Source organism: Polaromonas sp. P1_F6, from assembly GCF_056405695.1.
The window spans coordinates 841,474-861,222 of record NZ_JBFUBQ010000001.1 but is presented as its reverse complement, the minus strand read 5'-3'; the positions used below and the strand labels follow the sequence as shown (position 1 = coordinate 861,222).

General features: G+C 62.4%; 18 protein-coding genes. 12 read left to right on the top strand and 6 right to left on the bottom strand.

The annotated features are described in order from the left end of the window. The first annotated feature begins 149 nt into the window (after positions 1 to 149). The 3 genes from mfd to AC1DY9_RS03905 all read left to right on the top strand — a co-directional run bounded on the left by mfd (position 150) and on the right by AC1DY9_RS03905 (position 6,329). Positions 150 to 3,650 carry a transcription-repair coupling factor gene (mfd, locus tag AC1DY9_RS03915; protein WP_477665838.1) on the top strand — a complete coding sequence of 1,167 codons (3,501 nt, stop codon included), beginning with the start codon at positions 150 to 152 and terminating at the stop codon, positions 3,648 to 3,650. Further along, positions 3,647 to 4,357, top strand: a complete 711-nt coding sequence (serB, locus tag AC1DY9_RS03910) for a phosphoserine phosphatase SerB (RefSeq protein WP_457280535.1) — start codon at positions 3,647 to 3,649, stop codon at positions 4,355 to 4,357. The genes mfd and serB overlap by 4 nt, the downstream gene beginning before the upstream one ends. A gap of 115 nt (positions 4,358 to 4,472) precedes the next feature. Beyond that, on the top strand, positions 4,473 to 6,329 hold the full coding sequence (locus AC1DY9_RS03905; protein ID WP_477665837.1) for an ABC transporter ATP-binding protein: 1,857 nt from the start codon (positions 4,473 to 4,475) through the stop codon (positions 6,327 to 6,329). A gap of 171 nt (positions 6,330 to 6,500) precedes the next feature. Here AC1DY9_RS03905 and AC1DY9_RS03900 read toward each other — a convergent pair whose 3' ends face one another. The 4 genes from AC1DY9_RS03900 to AC1DY9_RS03885 all read right to left on the bottom strand — a co-directional run bounded on the left by AC1DY9_RS03900 (position 6,501) and on the right by AC1DY9_RS03885 (position 12,027). Next, positions 6,501 to 8,087, bottom strand: a complete 1,587-nt coding sequence (locus AC1DY9_RS03900; protein ID WP_477665836.1) for an alkaline phosphatase D family protein — start codon at positions 8,085 to 8,087, stop codon at positions 6,501 to 6,503. Positions 8,088 to 8,096: 9 nt separating this feature from the next. Then, the gene (locus tag AC1DY9_RS03895; protein ID WP_477665835.1) at positions 8,097 to 10,856 is read right to left on the bottom strand and encodes a 7TM diverse intracellular signaling domain-containing protein; all 2,760 of its coding nucleotides are present in this window, start codon (positions 10,854 to 10,856) and stop codon (positions 8,097 to 8,099) included. Between the two features lie 8 nt (positions 10,857 to 10,864). Continuing rightward, complete coding sequence (locus AC1DY9_RS03890; protein ID WP_457280531.1) at positions 10,865 to 11,152, bottom strand: HNH endonuclease; 288 nt, start codon at positions 11,150 to 11,152, stop codon at positions 10,865 to 10,867. 68 nt (positions 11,153 to 11,220) lie between these two features. Beyond that, positions 11,221 to 12,027, bottom strand: coding sequence for a DUF2726 domain-containing protein (locus tag AC1DY9_RS03885; RefSeq protein WP_477665834.1), 807 nt, complete (start codon positions 12,025 to 12,027; stop codon positions 11,221 to 11,223). Positions 12,028 to 12,340: 313 nt separating this feature from the next. On the opposite strand from AC1DY9_RS03885, the gene AC1DY9_RS03880 reads away from it, so the two are divergent. The 6 genes from AC1DY9_RS03880 to AC1DY9_RS03855 all read left to right on the top strand — a co-directional run bounded on the left by AC1DY9_RS03880 (position 12,341) and on the right by AC1DY9_RS03855 (position 16,688). Then, positions 12,341 to 13,231, top strand: coding sequence for a dienelactone hydrolase family protein (locus AC1DY9_RS03880; RefSeq protein ID WP_457280529.1), 891 nt, complete (start codon positions 12,341 to 12,343; stop codon positions 13,229 to 13,231). A gap of 177 nt (positions 13,232 to 13,408) precedes the next feature. After that, complete coding sequence (locus AC1DY9_RS03875; protein ID WP_457280528.1) at positions 13,409 to 14,176, top strand: basic amino acid ABC transporter substrate-binding protein; 768 nt, start codon at positions 13,409 to 13,411, stop codon at positions 14,174 to 14,176. Between the two features lie 18 nt (positions 14,177 to 14,194). Beyond that, positions 14,195 to 14,962, top strand: coding sequence for an amino acid ABC transporter permease (locus tag AC1DY9_RS03870; protein ID WP_457280527.1), 768 nt, complete (start codon positions 14,195 to 14,197; stop codon positions 14,960 to 14,962). Further along, on the top strand, positions 14,940 to 15,671 hold the full coding sequence (locus AC1DY9_RS03865; RefSeq protein ID WP_457280526.1) for an amino acid ABC transporter ATP-binding protein: 732 nt from the start codon (positions 14,940 to 14,942) through the stop codon (positions 15,669 to 15,671). The genes AC1DY9_RS03870 and AC1DY9_RS03865 overlap by 23 nt, the downstream gene beginning before the upstream one ends. 69 nt (positions 15,672 to 15,740) lie before the next feature. Next, positions 15,741 to 16,268 carry an O-acetyl-ADP-ribose deacetylase gene (locus tag AC1DY9_RS03860; protein WP_457280525.1) on the top strand — a complete coding sequence of 176 codons (528 nt, stop codon included), beginning with the start codon at positions 15,741 to 15,743 and terminating at the stop codon, positions 16,266 to 16,268. A 3-nt stretch (positions 16,269 to 16,271) separates the two neighbouring features. Beyond that, the gene (locus tag AC1DY9_RS03855) at positions 16,272 to 16,688 is read left to right on the top strand and encodes a hypothetical protein (RefSeq protein ID WP_477665833.1); all 417 of its coding nucleotides are present in this window, start codon (positions 16,272 to 16,274) and stop codon (positions 16,686 to 16,688) included. A 2-nt stretch (positions 16,689 to 16,690) separates the two neighbouring features. Here AC1DY9_RS03855 and AC1DY9_RS03850 read toward each other — a convergent pair whose 3' ends face one another. Then, positions 16,691 to 17,257, bottom strand: a complete 567-nt coding sequence (locus AC1DY9_RS03850; protein ID WP_457280523.1) for a TVP38/TMEM64 family protein — start codon at positions 17,255 to 17,257, stop codon at positions 16,691 to 16,693. Between the two features lie 225 nt (positions 17,258 to 17,482). Between AC1DY9_RS03850 and AC1DY9_RS03845 the strand changes: the two genes are divergently transcribed. From AC1DY9_RS03845 to AC1DY9_RS03835, 3 genes are all read left to right on the top strand, one after another. Beyond that, a complete protein-coding gene (locus AC1DY9_RS03845) occupies positions 17,483 to 18,079 on the top strand; it encodes a cytochrome b/b6 domain-containing protein (protein WP_477665832.1) in 597 nt (198 codons plus the stop codon). A gap of 42 nt (positions 18,080 to 18,121) precedes the next feature. Beyond that, the gene (locus tag AC1DY9_RS03840; protein WP_477665831.1) at positions 18,122 to 18,913 is read left to right on the top strand and encodes a molybdopterin-dependent oxidoreductase; all 792 of its coding nucleotides are present in this window, start codon (positions 18,122 to 18,124) and stop codon (positions 18,911 to 18,913) included. A gap of 92 nt (positions 18,914 to 19,005) precedes the next feature. Further along, positions 19,006 to 19,314 carry a pentapeptide MXKDX repeat protein gene (locus AC1DY9_RS03835; RefSeq protein ID WP_457280520.1) on the top strand — a complete coding sequence of 103 codons (309 nt, stop codon included), beginning with the start codon at positions 19,006 to 19,008 and terminating at the stop codon, positions 19,312 to 19,314. A gap of 35 nt (positions 19,315 to 19,349) precedes the next feature. Here AC1DY9_RS03835 and AC1DY9_RS03830 read toward each other — a convergent pair whose 3' ends face one another. Continuing rightward, entirely contained in the window at positions 19,350 to 19,547 is a 198-nt protein-coding gene (locus AC1DY9_RS03830; RefSeq protein WP_477665830.1) for a hypothetical protein, read from the bottom strand. Positions 19,548 to 19,749 lie beyond the last annotated feature (202 nt).

Sequence of the window (19,749 nt, the reverse complement as noted above, 5' to 3'; positions counted from 1 at the left end):
CATAGATTCTAAAATCGATGCTTGAACGCATGCAGGCACCCCACTCCGGATGGTTTGGGGTGTCTGGCTTTTGTCGTTTGGATTTTGGCCTTTCCTGCCTTCCTCTTTCCTGATTGTTTGAAACGACACACTCGCCAGCGCACCGATCAATGCACCTACCCTCACTCGTCACCGGCAAACGCTACACCCTGCCCCAGCCCGTCGGTTCTGCCGATGCCCTGCTGCTGGCACGTCTGGGCACCCGCGAAAAAGCCGCCGGCAAGCTCACCGCCATCATCACGTCGGACGCCACCACGGCCCAGCGCCTGATGGACGAGATCACGTTTTTTGCACCTGACCTGCGCTGCGCGCTGTTCCCGGACTGGGAAACCCTGCCCTACGACACCTTCTCGCCGCACCAGGATTTGATCAGCGAGCGCCTGGCCACGCTGTGGCGAATCCAGCAGCGCGACAAGGAAACTGGCGCCGACGTCGTCATCGTGCCCGCTACTACGGCGCTATATCGCCTGGCGCCGCCCAGCTTTCTGGCGGGCTACACCTTCCAGTTCAAGGTCAAACAAAAGCTCGATGAAACGCGGCTCAAGGCCCAGCTCACGCTGGCGGGCTACAGCCACGTGACGCAAGTAGTCAGCCCCGGCGAATACGCGGTGCGCGGCGGTTTGATTGACCTCTTCCCCATGGGCAGCCCTGTGCCTTACCGCGTCGATCTGTTTGACGACGAGATCGACAGCATCCGCACCTTTGACCCTGACAGCCAGCGCAGCCTCTATCCCGTGCCCGAGGTGCGCCTCTTGCCTGGACGCGAATTCCCGATGGACGACGAGGCGCGTGCCCGGTTCCGCAGCCGCTGGCGCGAACTACTCGACGGGGACCCAACCAAGAGCCGCATCTACAAAGACATGGGCAACGGCGTAGCCACCGCCGGCATCGAGTACTACCTGCCGCTCTTCTTTGAAGAAACCGCCACCGTGTTTGACTACCTGGGCGGCAATGCCACCGTGGTGCTGCACGGTGACCTGGAGCCGGCCTTCCAGCGTTTCTGGCAAGACACCAAGGACCGATACCGGCTGGTGCGTGATGCACCCGACCGCCCGGCGCTGCCGCCCGAGTCGCTCTTCCTGGGCACCGAGCAGTTCTACGCGCGCGCCAACGACTACGCGCAACTGGCCATACGCGCCACGGTCGAAGACGTGGCCGACAACGCGCAGTTTCAAAAGCTGGGCGAAATGGCCGTGGTGCGTGGCGCCGAAGATCCGCTGGCCAAATTCAAGGGCCACGTACGCAACACGGCCCACCGGGTGCTGGTGCTGGCCGAAAGCGAGGGCCGGCGCGAAAGCCTGCTGGACTTCCTGCGCGCGAGCAGCGTCAGCCCGCCGGCGTTTGATTCCCTCGAAGACTTCCAGGCCAGCGACGAAAAGCTCGGCATCGCCACCGCGGCGCTGAACACCGGTTTCAGCTGGCTGGAAGAAGGCATCGACTTCATCACCGAGACCGAGCTGTTTGCCGCGGGCGCCACCGTGCGCCGCCGCAACAAAAAGCAGGAACAGGTCAGCGACGTTGAAGCACTGATCAAGGACCTGTCGGAGCTCAACGTGGGCGATCCGGTGGTGCACAGCGCCCACGGCATTGGCCGCTACCGCGGCCTCATCAACATGGACCTGGGCCAGGGCACCAATGCCGACGGCACGCCGCTGCTGCAGGAGTTTTTGCACCTCGAGTATGCCGACAGCGCCACACTGTATGTGCCCGTCAGCCAGCTGCACCTGATCAGCCGCTACACCGGCGTCAGCGCCGAAGAAGCCCCGCTGCACAGGCTGGGCAGCGGCCAGTGGGAAAAAGCCAAGCGCAAGGCCGCTGAGCAGATCCGCGACTCGGCCGCCGAGCTGCTCAACATCTACGCCCGCCGCGCCGCGCGCGAAGGCCATGCTTTCCGCTATTCGCCCGGCGACTACGAAACTTTCGCCAACGACTTCGGCTTTGAAGAGACCGCCGACCAGCGCGCCGCCATCCACGCCGTGATCCAGGACATGATCAGCCCGCGGCCCATGGACAGGCTGGTCTGCGGCGACGTGGGTTTCGGCAAGACCGAGGTCGCGCTGCGTGCCGCCTTCATCGCCGTGACCGGCGGGCGGCAGGTGGCCCTGCTGGCGCCCACCACCTTGCTGGCCGAGCAGCACTACCAGACGCTGGTGGACCGCTTTGCCAAATGGCCGGTCAAGATCGCCGAGATGAGCCGCTTCCGCTCGGGCAAAGAGATTACCGCCGCCATCAAGGGCCTGGCCGACGGCACGGTCGACATCGTTGTCGGCACGCACAAGCTGCTGAGCCAGGACGTGAAGTTCGAGCGCCTGGGCCTGCTGATCATCGATGAAGAGCACCGCTTTGGCGTGCGCCACAAAGAAGCCATGAAGGCCATGCGCGCCGAGGTTGACGTGCTGACGCTGACGGCCACGCCGATCCCGCGCACGCTGGGCATGGCGCTTGAAGGCCTGCGCGATCTGAGCGTGATCGCCACCGCGCCGCAGCGCCGCCTGGCCATCAAGACCTTTGTGCGCAGCGAAAACAACGGCGTGATCCGCGAAGCCGTGCTGCGCGAGTTGAAACGCGGCGGTCAGGTCTACTTTCTGCACAACGAGGTCGAGACCATCCAGAACCGGCGCGAAAAGCTCGAAGAGATATTGCCCGAAGCGCGCATTGCTGTGGCGCACGGCCAGATGCCCGAGCGCGAGCTGGAGCGCGTGATGAAAGACTTCATCGCCCAGCGCTACAACCTGCTGCTGTGCTCGACCATCATCGAAACCGGCATCGACGTGCCGACCGCCAACACCATCGTGATGAGCCGCGCCGACAAGTTCGGCCTGGCACAGCTGCACCAGCTGCGCGGTCGCGTGGGCCGAAGCCACCACCAGGCCTATGCCTATTTGATGGTTCCCGACATCGAGGGCCTGACCAAGCAGGCAGGCCAGCGGCTCGAAGCCATCCAGCAGATGGAGGAACTCGGATCGGGCTTTTACCTGGCAATGCACGACCTGGAAATCCGCGGCACCGGCGAAGTGCTGGGCGAAAACCAGAGCGGCAACATGCTCGAGGTGGGCTTTCAGCTCTACAACGAGATGCTGAGCGAAGCCGTGGCCTCACTCAAGGCCGGGCGCGAGCCCGACCTGCTGTCGCCGCTCAGCGTGACGACCGAAATCAACCTGCACGCCCCGGCCCTGCTGCCCAACGACTATTGCGGCGACGTGCACCTGCGCCTGTCTTTCTACAAAAAACTGGCCACGGCGAAGAACACCGACCAGATCGACGCGCTGCTGGAGGAAATCGTCGACCGCTTCGGCAAGCTGCCGCCGCAGGCACAGACACTCATCGACGTGCACCGCCTGCGCGTGATCGCCCGGCCTTATGGCGTGGTCAAGGTCGATGCCGCGCCCGGCGGCATCAACATCACCTTCAAGAAAGACCCGCCCATCGATTCGATGGCCATCATGCACCTCATCCAGAAGAACCGGCACATCAAGTTGGCCGGCAACGACAAGCTGCGTATCGAGCGCGAGCTCCCCGAACCCAAAGACCGCGCGCAAATGGTGCGCGACATCCTGCGCTCTCTCGGTCAACCCAAAACCCCCTCCACCACAGAAGCAACGCCCGCATGACCCCCGCTGAAATCTCCCCCGGCCTCGTCGTCAACGTCTCTACGCCAGACCTCAAGCTCAGCAATTTCAGGCTGATCGCCTTTGACATGGATTCCACGCTCATCAATATCGAGTGTGTGGACGAAATCGCCGACGCTGCGGGCCGCAAGGCCGAGGTGGCAGCCATCACCGAAGCCGCCATGCGCGGCGAGATCACCGACTACAAGGAGAGCCTGCGCCAGCGCGTGGCCCTGCTCAAGGGCGTGAGCGTGGCCAGCATGGACGAGGTCTACCGCGAGCGACTGAAACTCAACCCCGGCGCGGCCGAACTGGTGCAGACCTGCAAGAAAGCCGGCATGAAAGTGCTGCTGGTCAGCGGCGGCTTCACCTTTTTTACCGACCGCGTGCGTGACGAACTCGGCATCGACTACACGCGCTCCAACGTGCTGGAGGTGAAAGACGGCTTTCTCACTGGGAAGATGGTCGACCAGCCCTGGGGCGACATCTGCGACGGCGAAGAGAAGCGCAAGATGCTGCTCGAGACCTGCGGCAATCTGGGCATCAACCCGCTTGAGGCGATCGCCATGGGCGACGGCGCCAACGACCTGCCCATGATGGGCGTGGCCGGCCTCTCGGTGGCCTATCACGCCAAGCCGCGCGTACGCGAGCAGGCCATGGTGGCCATCAATGAAGGCGGCCTGGACCGGATGCTGGAGCTCTTCAGCTGAAGCCCTGGTGTTGCCGGCATCACAGCCGGCGCATCAATCACTCCGAAATAAGTCAACGATCCCACAGCCATAACACCTTATAAGCAGACACCTGAACCAAAGACAAACGACATCCATGGTTTTTTTCAAACGATTCGAAAGCCAGCTTCCCGCCTACCCTGACGCCGACCCTTCCTTGCCGCCCAAGGGTTTCATGGCTTTTCTGTGGGCCTGCACCGAAGGCGCGCGCGGCTACATCCTGCAGCTGGCGCTGCTCTCGGCGGTGATGGCGGTTTTTGAGGCTTTGCTGTTCGCCATGCTGGGCCGCATCGTCGACTGGCTGGGCGCGACGGCGCCCGCCAACCTGTGGGTCGAGCACGGCAACACACTGGGCTGGCTCGCCTTCATCGTGGTGGCCAGCATCGCCGCCGTCGCGCTGCAGACCACCGTGAAGCACCAGACGCTGGCCATCAACTTCCCGATGCGGCTGCGTTGGAACTTTCACCGCCTGATGCTGGGGCAAAGCATGTCCTTCTACCAGGACGAATTCGCCGGCCGGCTGACCACCAAGGTCATGCAGACTGCACTGGCGGTGCGCGACACGCTCTTCGTGCTGGCCGACGTGCTGGTGGCCATGGGCGTCTATATCGCCACCATGACGGTGCTGGCCGCCGCGTTCGACACGAAACTGGTGGCGCCCTTCCTGGTCTGGCTGGCGCTCTATATCGCCAGCCTCTATTACTTCGTGCCGCGGCTGGGCCGCATTGGCAAGCAGCAGGCCGACGCCCGGTCGCTGATGACCGGCCGCATCACCGACGCCTACACCAACATCACCACCGTCAAGCTGTTCTCGCACACCCGGCGCGAGGCCGGCTTCGCGCGCGACGCCATGAGCGAGTTCATGAAGACCGGCTACACCCAGATGCGCCTTGTCAGCGCGTTCGAGATCGTCAACCACACGCTCAGCATGGGCCTGATCCTCGGCATGGCCGGCACGTCCTTATGGCTCTGGCACCTGGGCCAGGTCGGCGCGGGTGCGGTGGCCGCGGCCACTGCCATGGCACTGCGCCTGCAAGGCATGTCGCACTGGATCATGTGGGAGACCACCAGCCTCTTTGAAAGCGTGGGCACCGTGCAGGACGGTATCAACACGCTTTCGCGGCCGCACACCATCGTCGATGCGCCCGATGCGGCCGCGCTGGACGTGCCGCGCGGCGAGGTGCGCTTTGAAGCCGTGAACTTCAGCTACGGCAAGAACAAACCCGTGATCGACCAGCTGACACTGACCGTCAGGCCCGGTGAAAAAATCGGCCTGATCGGACGCTCGGGCGCCGGCAAATCGACGCTGGTCAACCTGCTGCTGCGGTTCTATGACCTCGACGGCGGGCGCATCCTGATCGACGGCCAGGACATCGCCACCGTGACGCAGGACAGCCTGCGCAGCCACATCGGCATGGTGACGCAAGACACCTCGCTACTGCACCGCTCGGTGCGCGACAACATCACCTACAGCCGCCCCGGCGCCACGGACGACGACATGCGCCTGGCCGCGCGGCGTGCCGAGGCCGACACCTTCATCGCCGACCTGACCGACCCGCACGGCCGCCACGGCTACGACGCCCACGTGGGTGAACGCGGCGTGAAGCTTTCAGGCGGGCAGCGCCAGCGCATCGCGATTGCGCGCGTGATGCTCAAGGACGCGCCCATCCTGCTGCTGGACGAAGCCACCAGCGCGCTCGACTCCGAAGTGGAAGTCGCCATTCAGAGCAGCCTCAACACTTTGATGCAGGGCAAGACGGTAATCGCCATCGCCCACCGCCTCTCAACCATCGCCGCCATGGACAGGCTGATCGTGCTGGACCAAGGGCGCATCGTCGAAGAAGGCGACCACCGCAGCCTGCTGGCCAACGGCGGCCTGTATGCACGGCTCTGGGCGCACCAAAGCGGTGGCTTCCTCAGCGACAACCTGGAAGAAGAAGAGCTGGCGGCTTGACGCTGCTGGCCGCGCCGGGTGCCGCGCCTCAGGTACTCATCTGGGGCGGGCACTCGTTTGCTATTGTTTTAATAGCTTCTCGCGCATGCACTGAAAGGGCTAGAGCCCGATTTTTCTTACGAAAAAGCCTCAAAATACCTGAACCCGGGGCCTGCTGCACTCATGCCGGATTCAGGCTTTCTCGATCACCGGGCGCCCCGCCTGCACCGCAAACTGCGCCAGTGTTCGCACACCGCTGTCGGCGCGCGTCACGTCGCTCACCACACGCAAGGTGGTAGTGAGCTTGCGCGGGGTCAGTTCCACCACGCCGTAGCCCTTCCGTTCTGAGTCCGCAAACACGAAATGCGGATTTTCGGCGAGGTAGTCCGGAATTTTCGCGTTACCGGCTGAACGGGACGTGATACTGGTGCCGCAGAATTCGGTGCCCACGGACGGGCTGGAAGTATCCGCGTAGTCGGCCTTGATGTGGCCAACCCAGTTTTCATGCACATCGCCGCCCAGGATGACCGGGTTCGCAACGGCGTGCTTGCGCAGGGAGTCCGTGAACCGCATACGCGCCGCGGCATAACCGTCCCAGCCGTCGTTCCAGAAGACCTGCTCAGGCCCACGGCGAAAGTCCCGCTGGCCAAAAAGCGATTGCTGGCCGACCAGATTCCAGCCGCTCTCCTTGCTGGCGGCCCGGCTCCATTCAGCATCCAGCCAGCTTTCTTGCTGCGCCCCCAGCATGCTGCGGGCCGGATCTTTCCACGCAGCGCAAGTGGCGGGGTTCAGTGTGCCGGAGCCAGCTTTGCCGTCACGCGTGCAGGCCTGCGCATCTTTGTATTGGCGGGCGTCCAGCATGTAGAGCGAGGCCAGGCGGCCGTAGGGAACGCGCTGGTAAATGCGCATTTCTGCGCCGCTTGCCAGGCCGCCCACGGCCCGCGTCAGCGCCGAAGCGCGCACGGGCATGTGTTCATAAAACGCCTGGTAAGCGGCAGCGCGGCGGGCGGCAAAGTCCGGCGCCGGCGGCCCGCTGTTGCCGGGTGTGGCGCCCGCGTAGTCGTTTTGCACCTCGTGGTCATCCCACGTCACCAGCCAGGGGCAGGCTGCATGCATCGCTTGCAGGTCGGCGTCAACCTTGTGCATGGCATAGCGCTGGCGGTAGTCGTCCAGCGTGAGCACCCAACCGCCCGTGGGCACACGCACCGGCTGGCCGGCGTTGGGGTACTCGTAGATGTAGTCGCCCAGGAAGAGCACGAGATCAAGCTCTTCAGCAAGCATATGGCGGTAGGCGCTGTAGTAGCCGTGTTCCCAGCGTTGGCAAGAGGCATAGGCCAGCCGCAGCCGCCCCACAGCGGCATCGGGTGCCGGAAAGGTGCGGGTGCGGCCGGTGGCGCTTAACGCATCGCCCACCGCAAAGCGGTAGAAATACCAGCGGTCGGCTTCCAGGCCCTGCACTTCCACATGCACCGAGTGGGCCAGACCGGGTACGGCATGGGTCTGGCCGGCTTGCACGATGCGCGAAAAATGATCGTCGTGCGCAATCTCCCATCGCACGGCCACCGGCGCCGGCTGCAAGCGCATGGCCGCATCATTGTCCAGAAGCAGCCGCGTCCAGAGCACCACCGAGTCATGGGTGGGGGAGCCGCTGGCCACGCCCAGCGTGAAAGGATTGCCGGTCAGCCGTTGCTGGGCCGATGCCCTGGTTGGCAGGTAAAAACCAGCACCCGCCGCCGCCAGCGACTGAAGCAACCGGCGCCTGTGGATTACGGGAGTCATGTGGATCGCTCAGTGCCTGGCCGGCAGGCGCACAATGAAGGTGGTTCCCGAGCCGGCGCTGCTGTGCACATCGATGGTGCCGCCGTGGATGTCGACCGCGTTGCGCACAATCGCCAGGCCCAGGCCGGTGCCCTGGATGGTGCCCACGTTACTGGCGCGGTGAAAAGATTCGAACAGGTGCGGCAACTCGTCCTCCGGAATACCGATGCCCTCGTCCGCCACCTCCATGACGGTCATGTCCTGATCGATGCTCACGGTGAACCGCACAAGACCGCCCAGCGGCGAGTACTTGACCGCATTGGAGAGCAGGTTGCTGAAGATGTGGCGCAGGAGCTTCTCGTCGTACAGGCCTTCTCCCGCCCCGGCGGAATAATCCAGCTGCAACTCGCACAGGCTGTCCGGTTGCTGGGTGCGCGCCTCTTCCACCAATTGCTGGCACAGCCTGTGCAGGTCCAGCGGATGCGGTTCAAACTCCAGCATCTGGGCATCGGCCTTGCCCAGCAGCAGCACGCGGTCCAACATGCCCGTCATGCGTTTCACGCCGGCGGCAATGCTGTCCAGAATCTCCAGTTTTTCCGACTCAGGCAAGCGGCTGCCGTAATGCCTGAGCAATTCCTCGGCGGAAAGAATGCCAGACAGCGGTGTACGGAACTCATGGCTGGTCATGGCCACGAAGCGCGTGCGCAGTTCATTGAGCGCCTTTTGCTGCTCAAGGGCCTCGCGTGTGTCTTCTTCCGATTTCTTGCGTTCTGTGATGTCAAGGAACGCCCAGATCACGCCTGAATCAGGGTCATGGGGCTGAACACAGCTGCCGGCCATCTGCACCCAGAAGAGCTGTCCGTCCCGCCTTCTGAGCCGGCGTTCATTGATATAACTGCCGGTGGCAATCAGCGTCTCACGCGCCTCCTTGCCGAACTGCTCCCAGGTGGCAAGGTCGGGATGAATATAGCTGGAAGACTGCCCCATCAGTTCTTCGCGCGGGCCGCCGATCATCTGGGCGAATTTCTCGTTGACCCACTCATGGCGCCGGTTCACCGACAGCACAATGCCCACCAGCGCGCTATTAAGAATGGCTTCACGCTCCGAGGATGTCCGCAGCAGCTTGGCCTCCAGTTCCTTGCGCTGCGTGATGTTGATGATCACCCATACGGTGCCCTGCGAGAGGTCGCGTTCGGCAACGGACTTGCCCGAAAGCGACACCCAGATCAGCGTACCGTCAAACTGCCGGACCTGGATCTCACCTTCGTAGTTTTCACCGCGGCTCACGCAGGCGGCCACTTCACCGCCCACCGTCAGGTACTGCTCACGCGACAGGTAAAACGGCTCCATCGAGGTCAATGGATTGCTGCCTGCACCGAATACCTTGAGCATGGCCTGGTTGGCCCAGCGAAAGCGGCCATCCGGTGTCAGGAAGGCAATGCCCACAATGGAGTTTTCCAGGATCATTTCGCGCTCTTTCAGCAGGGTGCGAAAGTTTTCCTGGGAAACGCTCAAGGCCTCCACCATGGATTGCTCAGCCATGATGCGGGCCTGGGCCTGCTCTTTTTCCTGCCGGGTGACGTTGATGCGGTCCGCCAGCGCAAACGACAGCACCACCATTTCCAGCGCCGACCCGATCAACAGCGAATTGGCCGTGAGTACATTCGACGGCAGGACACCCGTGTTGTGCAACGCCAGCGTCACCACACCCACCAGCAGCAGGGCCCATGCCGCCAGGAAATACCGGGCCCCGGGATGCCCCATGCGCACGCTCAGCAAACCCACCGCGACCAGCGTGGTGACACTGAGAACCGCCAGCACGGTCACCATCCATGAAGACACCACATAAGGCATCGTAAAAGCGGCCAGCAGGGTCAGCAGCCAGCCGCCCACCAGCGCCTTTATAAAGCGGTCCATGCGGGGCATCTTGAGTGCACTGGAAAGAAAGCTGCGTGCAAACAAAATGCCGAAAGAGGCGGTCGCCGCCATGCCCGCAGGGGGCGAAATGCTGTTCCACCAGGTAAGGCCCGGCCAGATGAATTGCGCGCCAAAACCCGTCAACGCGGCCTGCGCGATGGCCATGCAGCCGACAAATGCCACATAGATCAGGTAGGCCCGGTCACGCACCGAGAAAAACAGCAGCAGGTTGTAGAAAAAGAGCCCGACCAGCAACCCAAAGTAGAGGCTGATCGTGGCGTACTCAGCCTGGTCGTGCCGCCACAGCGCCGCGGGCTGCCAGAGACGAACGGGCGCAGACACCGTGCCGTCCGACGTCACCCGAAGGTAGAGCGTATTGACGGCACCGGGCTTGAGACGCACCGGCATCACGTGGTTGCGGTGCACCACGGCCCGATCTGCAAAAGGCAACAGGTCACCGCCCACCTGCCACACAAAGCCGCCCTTGCCGTCCGGTGAATACAGCTCCAGCCGGTCCAGCGGCGGATAGGCCAGCTCCAGCATCCAGTCTGCGGGTGTGCTGCGTTCGGTCCGCAGGTTCACACGCAGCCAGATGGCCGAGCTGGTCAAACCAAAATTGGTGGCCGAGCCGGTTTGCGGCACCGGCTGAAAGCGCGCCTGGGCATCCGGTTTCAAAAGGTCGGCCAGTGTCAGCTCGCCGCCGGCGTCTTCAAGGTAGGTAAACGACTGCGACAGTACATATCTGTCGTCGCCGCCGATGGTGATCTCACCCGCTTCGGTGCGCTCCTGCACGGGCTCCTGCGGCTGCGCCCAAACCAATGGCCCGGCACCCACCAGCAGCAAGGCAAGCACAAACCGAAACAGGTACCGCAAGCAAGATGTCATGGATTGGCGGCAAGAAGCGGGGACTTGCGCCTTTGGACCTGCCCCGGCGAGACGGCAGAAGCCGGAACGGCACCTGCAGCGTGCCGCTGGCCGTTGCAGACTTCATGGCTGATCGCCAGGTTTTCTGCATGGCTGTTGCCCCCTTCGCTCAGGGGCAGGATGTGCTCCAGGGTGGCGGCCTGGGGCGTGACATGTTCGCCGCACACCCAGCACGGAACTATTCCGTGGAGCTGCCGCGCCACGGTTTTATAGATTTTGTCCCGGGTAAGCCCCAGCCTGCTCACGGCAGAGTTTTCATCTGGCGGCCGCCATGGGCAGACGCCTCGGCCTTGGACCCGCTCATGATCACGCCTTATTCGATCCTGGCCGGCCGCGCATCGGCGGGTTGAGTAAAGGAATCTTCCCACTGCGTGGCGAAACGATTGTTCTTGTCTATGCGAATGCCCCCCGTACCGTCGGGATTGAAGCCGACGTTACTCGTAGCCGCGGCCCGCGAGACTTCTGGCTGGTTGTCCTTGTTGAGTTCCTTGAGCGCGGCGTCCTTGGCGGCCTTGACACGTTCCCGGGTGAAAGATTCCAGGTCGGCGTGGAAACTGCTGTCGCCGCCGCGGGTTTCCTGGTGCTCCTGCACCAGCTCCTCCGGAATTTCCCCCAGGAAGGCGGCACGCATGGCGCTGACCGTGGGCGGACGGCCGGCCTTGATGGAGGTGTAGGCAATGCCGCAATCCGACAGCAGTGTCTCCTTGAGCTGGCGGGTGGCCTTGCTCACATCACGTTTGCCGCGCAAATCCACGCAACCGACGACCTTGCCATCCAGGCTGCAGATGGTGAAAGTCGTGTAGACGCCATTGAGCAGCTCAAGCAGGCGTTCGGTTTTTTCCTTGTCTTTTTCCTTTTCCTTGTCTTTTTCCAGCGGAATGGTAAAGCGCAGCACCGGCAGCTTGACCATCACCGCGTGGTCGTGGAAAGTGCTTCGCAGCCATTTCCATACCTCGTATTCATCGTTGGTAACCACCCCGCGGGCACGCAGCGGCCATTTGTGGGGTATCCGCAGCTTCGCACTCGCGCTTTTGCGCAGCCAGGCGGCATACAGCAAAACACCTGCAAGCGCGCCCACGGCGACGCCCAGCAACGTCATCAGCCAGGAAATCAGGTTCAAGATGCAGTTCTCCTCTATCGATTGGGGATGCCGCCGAAGCCAGGCAGTGCGAACAGCGACCCCAGTGAGTCACAGAACGGACGCCCTGTCAATTCAGGCCAGCGTCCCGGTGCGTTATTAAAACAGGTTTTGCCGGTTTTCCAGGGGTTTCAGGCACAAAAAGAGCCTCCAGCCCAACCCCGCCGTGCGCAAGCAGCTATATTTTTCATAGCATCCGGATGGCGCCGCAAAACACTGCGGCCCTGCGGGTTGACGATGACCTTTGCCACGCAGGCCACGAATCGGTATGCTCGATTTTTTGCAGGAGCCCAACATGCCACGCAAGACCGCCCAGGATTTTGACCAGGAACTGCTGATTCTGTTTGATGCCTATGTCCACGGCACCATTGACAGGCGCGGGTTCCTGGAGCGCGCCCAGAAATTCGCCACCGCCGGCCTGACCGCAACAGCCCTGCTGGCCGCCCTCAGCCCCGATTTTGCCGCGGGGCAGCAAATTGCCCGGGATGACAAACGCATCAAGACCGACATGGTCAGCTATCCGTCGTCCGCCGGCTCAGGCACAGTCAAAGGCTATCTGGCCAGGCCTGCCAATGCCACGGGCAAACTGCCCGGCGTGCTTGTCATTCATGAAAACCGCGGCCTCAACCCGCATATTGAAGACATCACCCGCCGGCTGGCGCTGGACAACTTCATCGCCTTCGCACCCGACGCACTCACCCCCCTGGGCGGCTACCCCGGCGACGAAGACAAGGCGCGCGAGTTGTTCGCCAAACTGGACCAGCGAAAGTGCGTGGAGGATTTCGTGGCGGCCACCACCTGGCTCAAGAGCCGGGACGACTGCACCGGCAAGCTGGGTGTGGTCGGGTTCTGCTATGGCGGCGGCATGTCGCACACACTCACCACGCGCCTGCCGGAGCTCAGCGCAGCCGTTCCCTTCTACGGAAACCTGCCGGCAGCGGAAGATGCCGCCAAGGTCAAGACACCGCTGCTGATCCATTTCGCTGCGGTGGATGAGCGCATCAATGCCGCATGGCCTGCCTACGAGGCGGCACTCAAGGCGGCAGGTGCGAATTACACCGCCTACCAGTACCCGGGCACGCAACACGGCTTCAACAACGACACCACGCCGCGTTATGACGCCGCCGCGGCCAAGCTGGCGTGGGAGCGCACCCTGGCGTTTTTTAACAAACAGCTCAGGGCCTAGAACCGGTCAGGCATCGCGGGCCCGCTGCCCGCCCATCCCTGCATCGTCCCCCGCGAAAACCCTGCCCGGAACGCGCCAGGCACGGCTTTTGCACGCGTTACCATTGGCTACTTTCGCTTTTCGGCCTCTCCGCGAGCCGGCGAGCGTTTCCCTCACTCAGATCCTCTGGACACAACCATGAACATTCTGCAAAAAATTGCCGCGACAGCCGGCTTGCTTACCTGTGCGCTGGGCGCAGCCCAGGCCCAAAACAGGGAGCTGGTCGTCGGCTCCAGCGCCACCTACCGTCCGTTTGCCTATGAAAGCCCGACCAAGGAAATTGTCGGCTATGACGTAGACATGATCAAAGCCATCGCCCAGAAATCCGGCCTGCAGATCAAGATCGTCAACACCCCCTGGACCGGCATCTTCGCGGCCCTCAACAACGGCGATGTGGACCTGGTCATCTCGGGCGTCACCATCAACGACAAGCGCAAGCAGTCCTACGACTTCACCGCCCCCTACTTCGAAGCCCGCCAGTTGATCGCCGTGCACAGCAACAGCACGGCCAAGAGCCTGAAAGACCTTGCCGGCAAAAAAATCGGCGTGGTCACCGGCAGCACCGGCGACGACATGGCTTCGCGCGAATTCGGCAAGACCAACCCCGACATCCGCCGCTTTGAAAGCACCCCGGTCGTGATCTCCGAGCTGGCCAACAACGGCCTGGACGCCGCCATCGGCGACAACGGGGTGATCGCCTTTCGCGCCCAGGAACACAAACAGCTCAAGACCGTCAGCGACGCGAGCTTTCCCAAGGAATACTTCGGCATCGTCGTGAAACAGGGCAACAAGGCGCTGCAGGACAAACTCAACGCAGGCCTGGCCGCCGTCAAGGCCGACGGCAGCTACGCCGCCATCTACAAGAAATGGTTCCAGGCCGACGCTCCCGCGTTGCCCGCCCAGTAAACATCAGGACACCTCCTTATGGAACACGTCCTCTGGTTCGGCTGGTTCCGGGCCGACATCATTGCCGAGTACAGCGTGCTGTTCTGGCGCGGCCTGCAGATGACCATCATGGTGACACTGATCTGCATCGTGCAGGGCACCTTGCTGGGCCTGGCGGTCGGCATGGCGCGCGTGGCCGAATCGCGCCACTCGCCCGCGCGCGCGATCTGCAAATACGCCCTGCGCTGGCCCTCTACCGTCTACGTCAGCTTTTTCCGCGGCACGCCGTTGTTCGTGCAGATCCTGCTGATCCACTTCGCAGTGCTGCCGCTGTTCATCAACCCGACTGACGGCCTGATCATCTCGGGCGAGACAGCGCGCGACATCAAGCAGAACTACGGCGCCTTCCTGTCCGGTATCGTGGCGCTCACGCTCAATGCCGGCGCCTACATTTCCGAGATCTTCCGCGCCGGCATCCAGTCCATCGACAAGGGCCAGGTCGAAGCCTCGCGTTCGCTGGGCATGTCTTTTCCGCGCACCATGTACCACGTCGTGCTGCCGCAGGCTTTTCGCCGCATGCTGCCGCCGCTGGGCAACAACGCGATCTCGCTGCTGAAAGACTCGTCGCTGATCTCGGCGATTGGTCTGGCCGAACTGGCCTACGCCGCGCGCACCGTCGCCGGCGCCTATTCACGCTACTGGGAGCCCTACCTCACCATCTCCCTCATGTACTGGGTGCTGACGCTGGGCCTGGCTTACCTTGTCAAAAAACTGGAGGCTCGTTATGGACGAGGTGATTCGCGTTAAGCGGCTGACCAAGCAGTTTGGCCACACGCCGGTATTGCGCGGCATCGACTGCGCCATCAAGGCCACCGAAGTCGTCTGCGTCATCGGCCCTTCCGGCTCGGGCAAAAGCACTTTTTTGCGCTGCCTGAACGGACTGGAAGACGCCAGCGGTGGCGAGGTGCTGGTGCACGGCGTGTCCGTACATGAACCCAAAACCGACGTCGATGCCCTGCGCTCGGAAATCGGCATGGTGTTCCAGCGCTTCAACCTGTTTCCGCACAAAACCGTGCTGGAAAACATCACGCTGGCGCCCACCAAGGTGCGCAAGCTGACGGCACTTGAGGCACGCAACCGCGCCAGTGAGTTGCTGGTCAAGGTCGGGCTGCTCGAAAAGATCGACGCCTACCCCAACCAGCTTTCGGGCGGGCAGCAGCAGCGCGTGGCAATTGCCCGTGCGCTGGCGATGCAGCCGCGCATCATGCTGTTTGACGAACCCACCTCTGCGCTCGACCCTGAAATGGTCGGCGAAGTGCTGGCCGTCATGCAGGCCCTGGCCGAAGAAGGCATGACCATGGTGGTCGTCACCCACGAAATGGGTTTTGCCCGCCAGGTGGCCGACCGCGTGATGTTCATCGACGAAGGCCTGGTGATCGAAGAGGGCTCACCGGCGGAGATCTTTGACAACCCCAAGGAAGAGCGTACCAAGCGCTTTTTGAGCAAGGTGTTGTGAGACAGCGCGCGCCCGCTCCTGCGGGCACGCGTTTCTCCCAGCAAGGTTCAGCCATCCAGAGAGGTCGCCATGCCTGCAACCCTCCGGGCCGTCCAGGCCGACATCACGAAACTGCAGCTTGACGCCATCGTCAACGCTGCCAATTCATCGCTGCTGGGCGGCGGCGGTGTCGACGGTGCCATTCATCGCGCTGCAGGGCCTGAACTGGTCCATGAATGCCGCCTGCTGGGCGGCTGTAAAACCGGCGAGGCCAAAGCCACCAAAGGCTACCGGCTCCCGGCGAAGTTCATCATCCACACGGTGGGTCCGGTCTGGCGCGGTGGCGGCAACGGCGAGCCTGAGTTGCTGGCCTCCTGCTACAGGCGCGCCATGGAAATCGCGGCAGCCAAAGGCGTCACGTCGATGGCCTTCCCCAGCATCAGCACCGGCATTTACGGCTACCCGATTGAGTTGGCTGCCCAGGTCGCAGTGGCCAGCGTGCGCCAGGCTCTGCAGCAACCCTCTTCCTTGACGGAAGTGGTGTTCTGCTGCTTTTCGGCGCAAGACCTGGCGGTCTACCAGCATGTGCTGGGCAAGGCCCTTGACTGCGGAGATTGACGCATGCCAGAACTTCCCGGCCTTGTCCCGATTGCATTCACCATTTTTTCGTATGTTGTCTGCGTCAAACTGGCGGCCTGGCTTTATCGCCGTACGCAACTGAGCTGGAAACACGCATTCATTTTCGGTGTTGTCCTGTTCATGGTTCTGTTCGCCGTCGGTGCTGTTGTCAGGTCGCTGGGCGCCGGCTCGGACCCCATACGCCAATCCCTTGTGGACCTGGCCACCGGACTGGCGGCACAACTGGGTCTGGGTGCATGGTGGCTCGGCTCGCGAGCCAGAACAAGGGCGGGTGCACCCCTTGAATTGAAAGGCGGAGCCTTGCTCGCCCTGATGACCTATGGGCTGGTTTTTTTCTTCTCTCTTGCGGCAGCGATTGCGCTGCCCTTCTTTGCCCGCATGGCAGGCAACGCCGTTTAGGTTCAGTACCCCGGCACCTTCAACACCCGCGCCAGGTAATCAAAAAACACGCAGTACAGCGCAATCGGCAGCGGCAGGCCCAGCAGGGTGCCCACCAGATAGTCACGAAACTTCACGCCTGACATTGCCAGCGCATAGTTCAGCGCCGGTACGGTCTGCAGCAGCGTGCGCAGCACCACGATGCTCGCCACCGGCCGCGCGTCCAGCTGGGCCAGCGTGCGTTGAGCCCACCGACCCTTGATCTGCCGCAAAGCGTCCCCGCCCATCAGGCGAATCAGCCAGAAGGTGAAGGCGCATGAGATCACGGCTGCGAGGTAAGTTGCCAGGCCACCCCACATCTCGCCGAGCGCCAGCACAGCCGCGGCCAGAAAAATCCAGCCGGGGATCTGGATCAGGTTGCCCAGCGCAAACAGCGCGATAAAAATCAGCAAGCCGCTGACTTCGTTGTCCAGGAATTTCTGGTGCAGGAAGACCAGGCTGAAGTTGTCGCGCAAACCGGAAAGCTGGAACACCGCCAGCAGCAGCCCCAGAAACGCGACCACGGCGATCAGTCTTTTGTAACGATGCATCTTGACTCTATTGCGGGTTTGGGCAGGGACACCGGCCGATTTTAGGTGCCAGCCAACCCATGGCCATCCAGCCAGCCCGGGGCCCTTTTTGCAAATAAATGCCATCAGCCTGTAAGAAGCGCCCGCCCGGCCCGACCAAACAGCAACACGCAGCAAGACTGCGGCGGAAATCCCGGCAATCCACTGGAAACCCGGGCGTTGCGGCCAGCACAAGAGGAGCATTTCATGAACACTTCCCGGCAGATCATCCACCCCGGCTGGTTGCGCGCCATGCACTGGCTCAACGCATTGGCCGTGGTCGTGCTGATGATGAGCGGCTGGCGCATCTACAACGCCACGGCCTTCCTGGGCTTCAGCATTCCCAAAGACCTCACGCTGGGTGGCTGGCTGGGCGGTGCGCTGCAGTGGCACTTTGCGGCCATGTGGCTGCTGTTCTTTAACGGCCTGCTCTATCTGGCGTTCAACATCGTCACACGCAGGCTCTTTCACAAATTCTTTCCGCTTTCACCCAGGGCGCTGGTCGCCGACCTGCTCGCTGCCCTCAAGGGCAAGCTGGCCCATGCCGACCCCAACCACTACAACACCGTGCAGCGCCTGGCCTATCTCTTCGTCATGGTGGACAGTGTCCTGCTCGTCGTTTCCGGCCTGGTGCTCTGGAAGTCTGTGCAGTTTCCGCTCCTGCGCGAACTGATGGGGGGTTACGAAGGTGCGCGCCTGGTTCACTTTTTCGCCATGGCCGCGCTGGCCGCATTCGTCGCGGTTCACCTGGTGATGGTGGCGCTGGTGCCGCGCACCCTCGTCTACATGGTTCGCGGCCGCTGACCCGCCGAACTGCCCAACCGCCGCAAAGCGCAAGGATTCCCCATGATCATCAAGCCCCCTCCCCGTATGGACATCGACAGCGCCGCTGTGCTGGACGAAGCCGTTGCACGCATTGCCCACACCCGCAAGCTCGGCACGGCGCGCCGCAATTTTTTACGCACCTCGCTCACGCTGGGTGGCCTTTCCATGCTGACCGGCTGCATGCTGGACGACAGCGAAAGCGTCAACACGGCTCTCAGCAAGATTTCGCGTATCAACGACGAAGTGCAGGGCTTGCTGTTTGACCCCAACCGCCTGGCGCCGACCTACCCCGAATCCATGATCACCCGGCCTTTCCCCTTTAACGCCTACTACGGCGAGGACGAAATCCGGGAAATCGAAGAAAGCAGCTACCGGCTGGAAGTCACGGGCATGGTGTCCGACAGGCGCAAATGGGCGTTGCCCGAGTTGCGCGCCATGGCACAAGTGGACCAGGTCACCCGCCACATCTGCGTGGAAGGCTGGAGCGCGATCGGCAAATGGGGCGGCGTGCACTTCGGCAGTTTCCTGCGTCATGTGGGCGCCGACCTGAGCGCGAAGTACGTCGGCTTCAAATGCGCCGACGACTACTTCACCAGCATCGACATGCCCACCGCGCTACACCCGCAAACCCTGCTGGCGCTGACTTACGACGGCCAGCCGCTGCCGCCCAAATACGGCTTCCCGATGAAGCTGCGCATGCCCACCAAGCTGGGCTACAAGAACCCCAAACACATCCAGGCGATTTTTGTCACCAACACCTACCCTGGAGGCTACTGGGAAGACCAGGGCTACAACTGGTTCGGAGGTAGCTGAGCGCCGCTCAGAGACCCTGCAACGCGGGCAATCATTTAACGATTGCCTTTTTTCAACAATCCATTCATTCACTACCACTCAAGGACAACACCATGAACAAATTGACTGCAACCCTCCTGTCTGCCTGCATGCTCTTCGCCGGCGGCAGTGCCATGGCGCAAGACGCGATGAAAAAGGACGCCATGGGCAAAGACGCCATGGCCAAAGACGGCATGAAGAAGGATGCGATGAAAAAAGATGCCATGGCCAAGGACCCGATGGCGAAAGATGCCATGGGTAAAGACGCCATGGCGAAGGACGGCATGAAGAAGGACGACAAGATGGCCATGGCCAAAAAAGACAAGATGAAAAAAGACCCCATGGCCAAGGACGCCATGGGCAAGGACGAAATGAAAAAGTAAGGCCGCTGCGCGCCGCGCCGCTTGTGGCCGGCCCGCTATGTCCCGTCTGGGGCCGGCACAACCGGCTTGAGCCACAGCGCCGCGGCGTCAGCGGGCGCCATGCGCCGCAGGTTCACGTCCTGCCAGATGACTGCTGCGACCTCTTCAAGCTGGTCAGGCCCGACGGTGTGCCATCGCTGGTGCAGCCTTTCAGCGCAGCGGGCAATCCATTCGGGTGGGGTGTTTGTGTCCATGGGTAAATCATAGTTGAAGACTGTATATATGTACAGTACCATTGTTCTTCAAAGTGATTCCATAGAACAACCCAACCCAGAGACTGACATGCAGCTTCTACATGACCCGCCCACCAGGCCACCTTTCACTCCTGTCACCCTGGCCACGCCAGTCACTCCGGTCACCCGGCCGCCACAGGGCCGCACCTCTGCAAACTGGCCG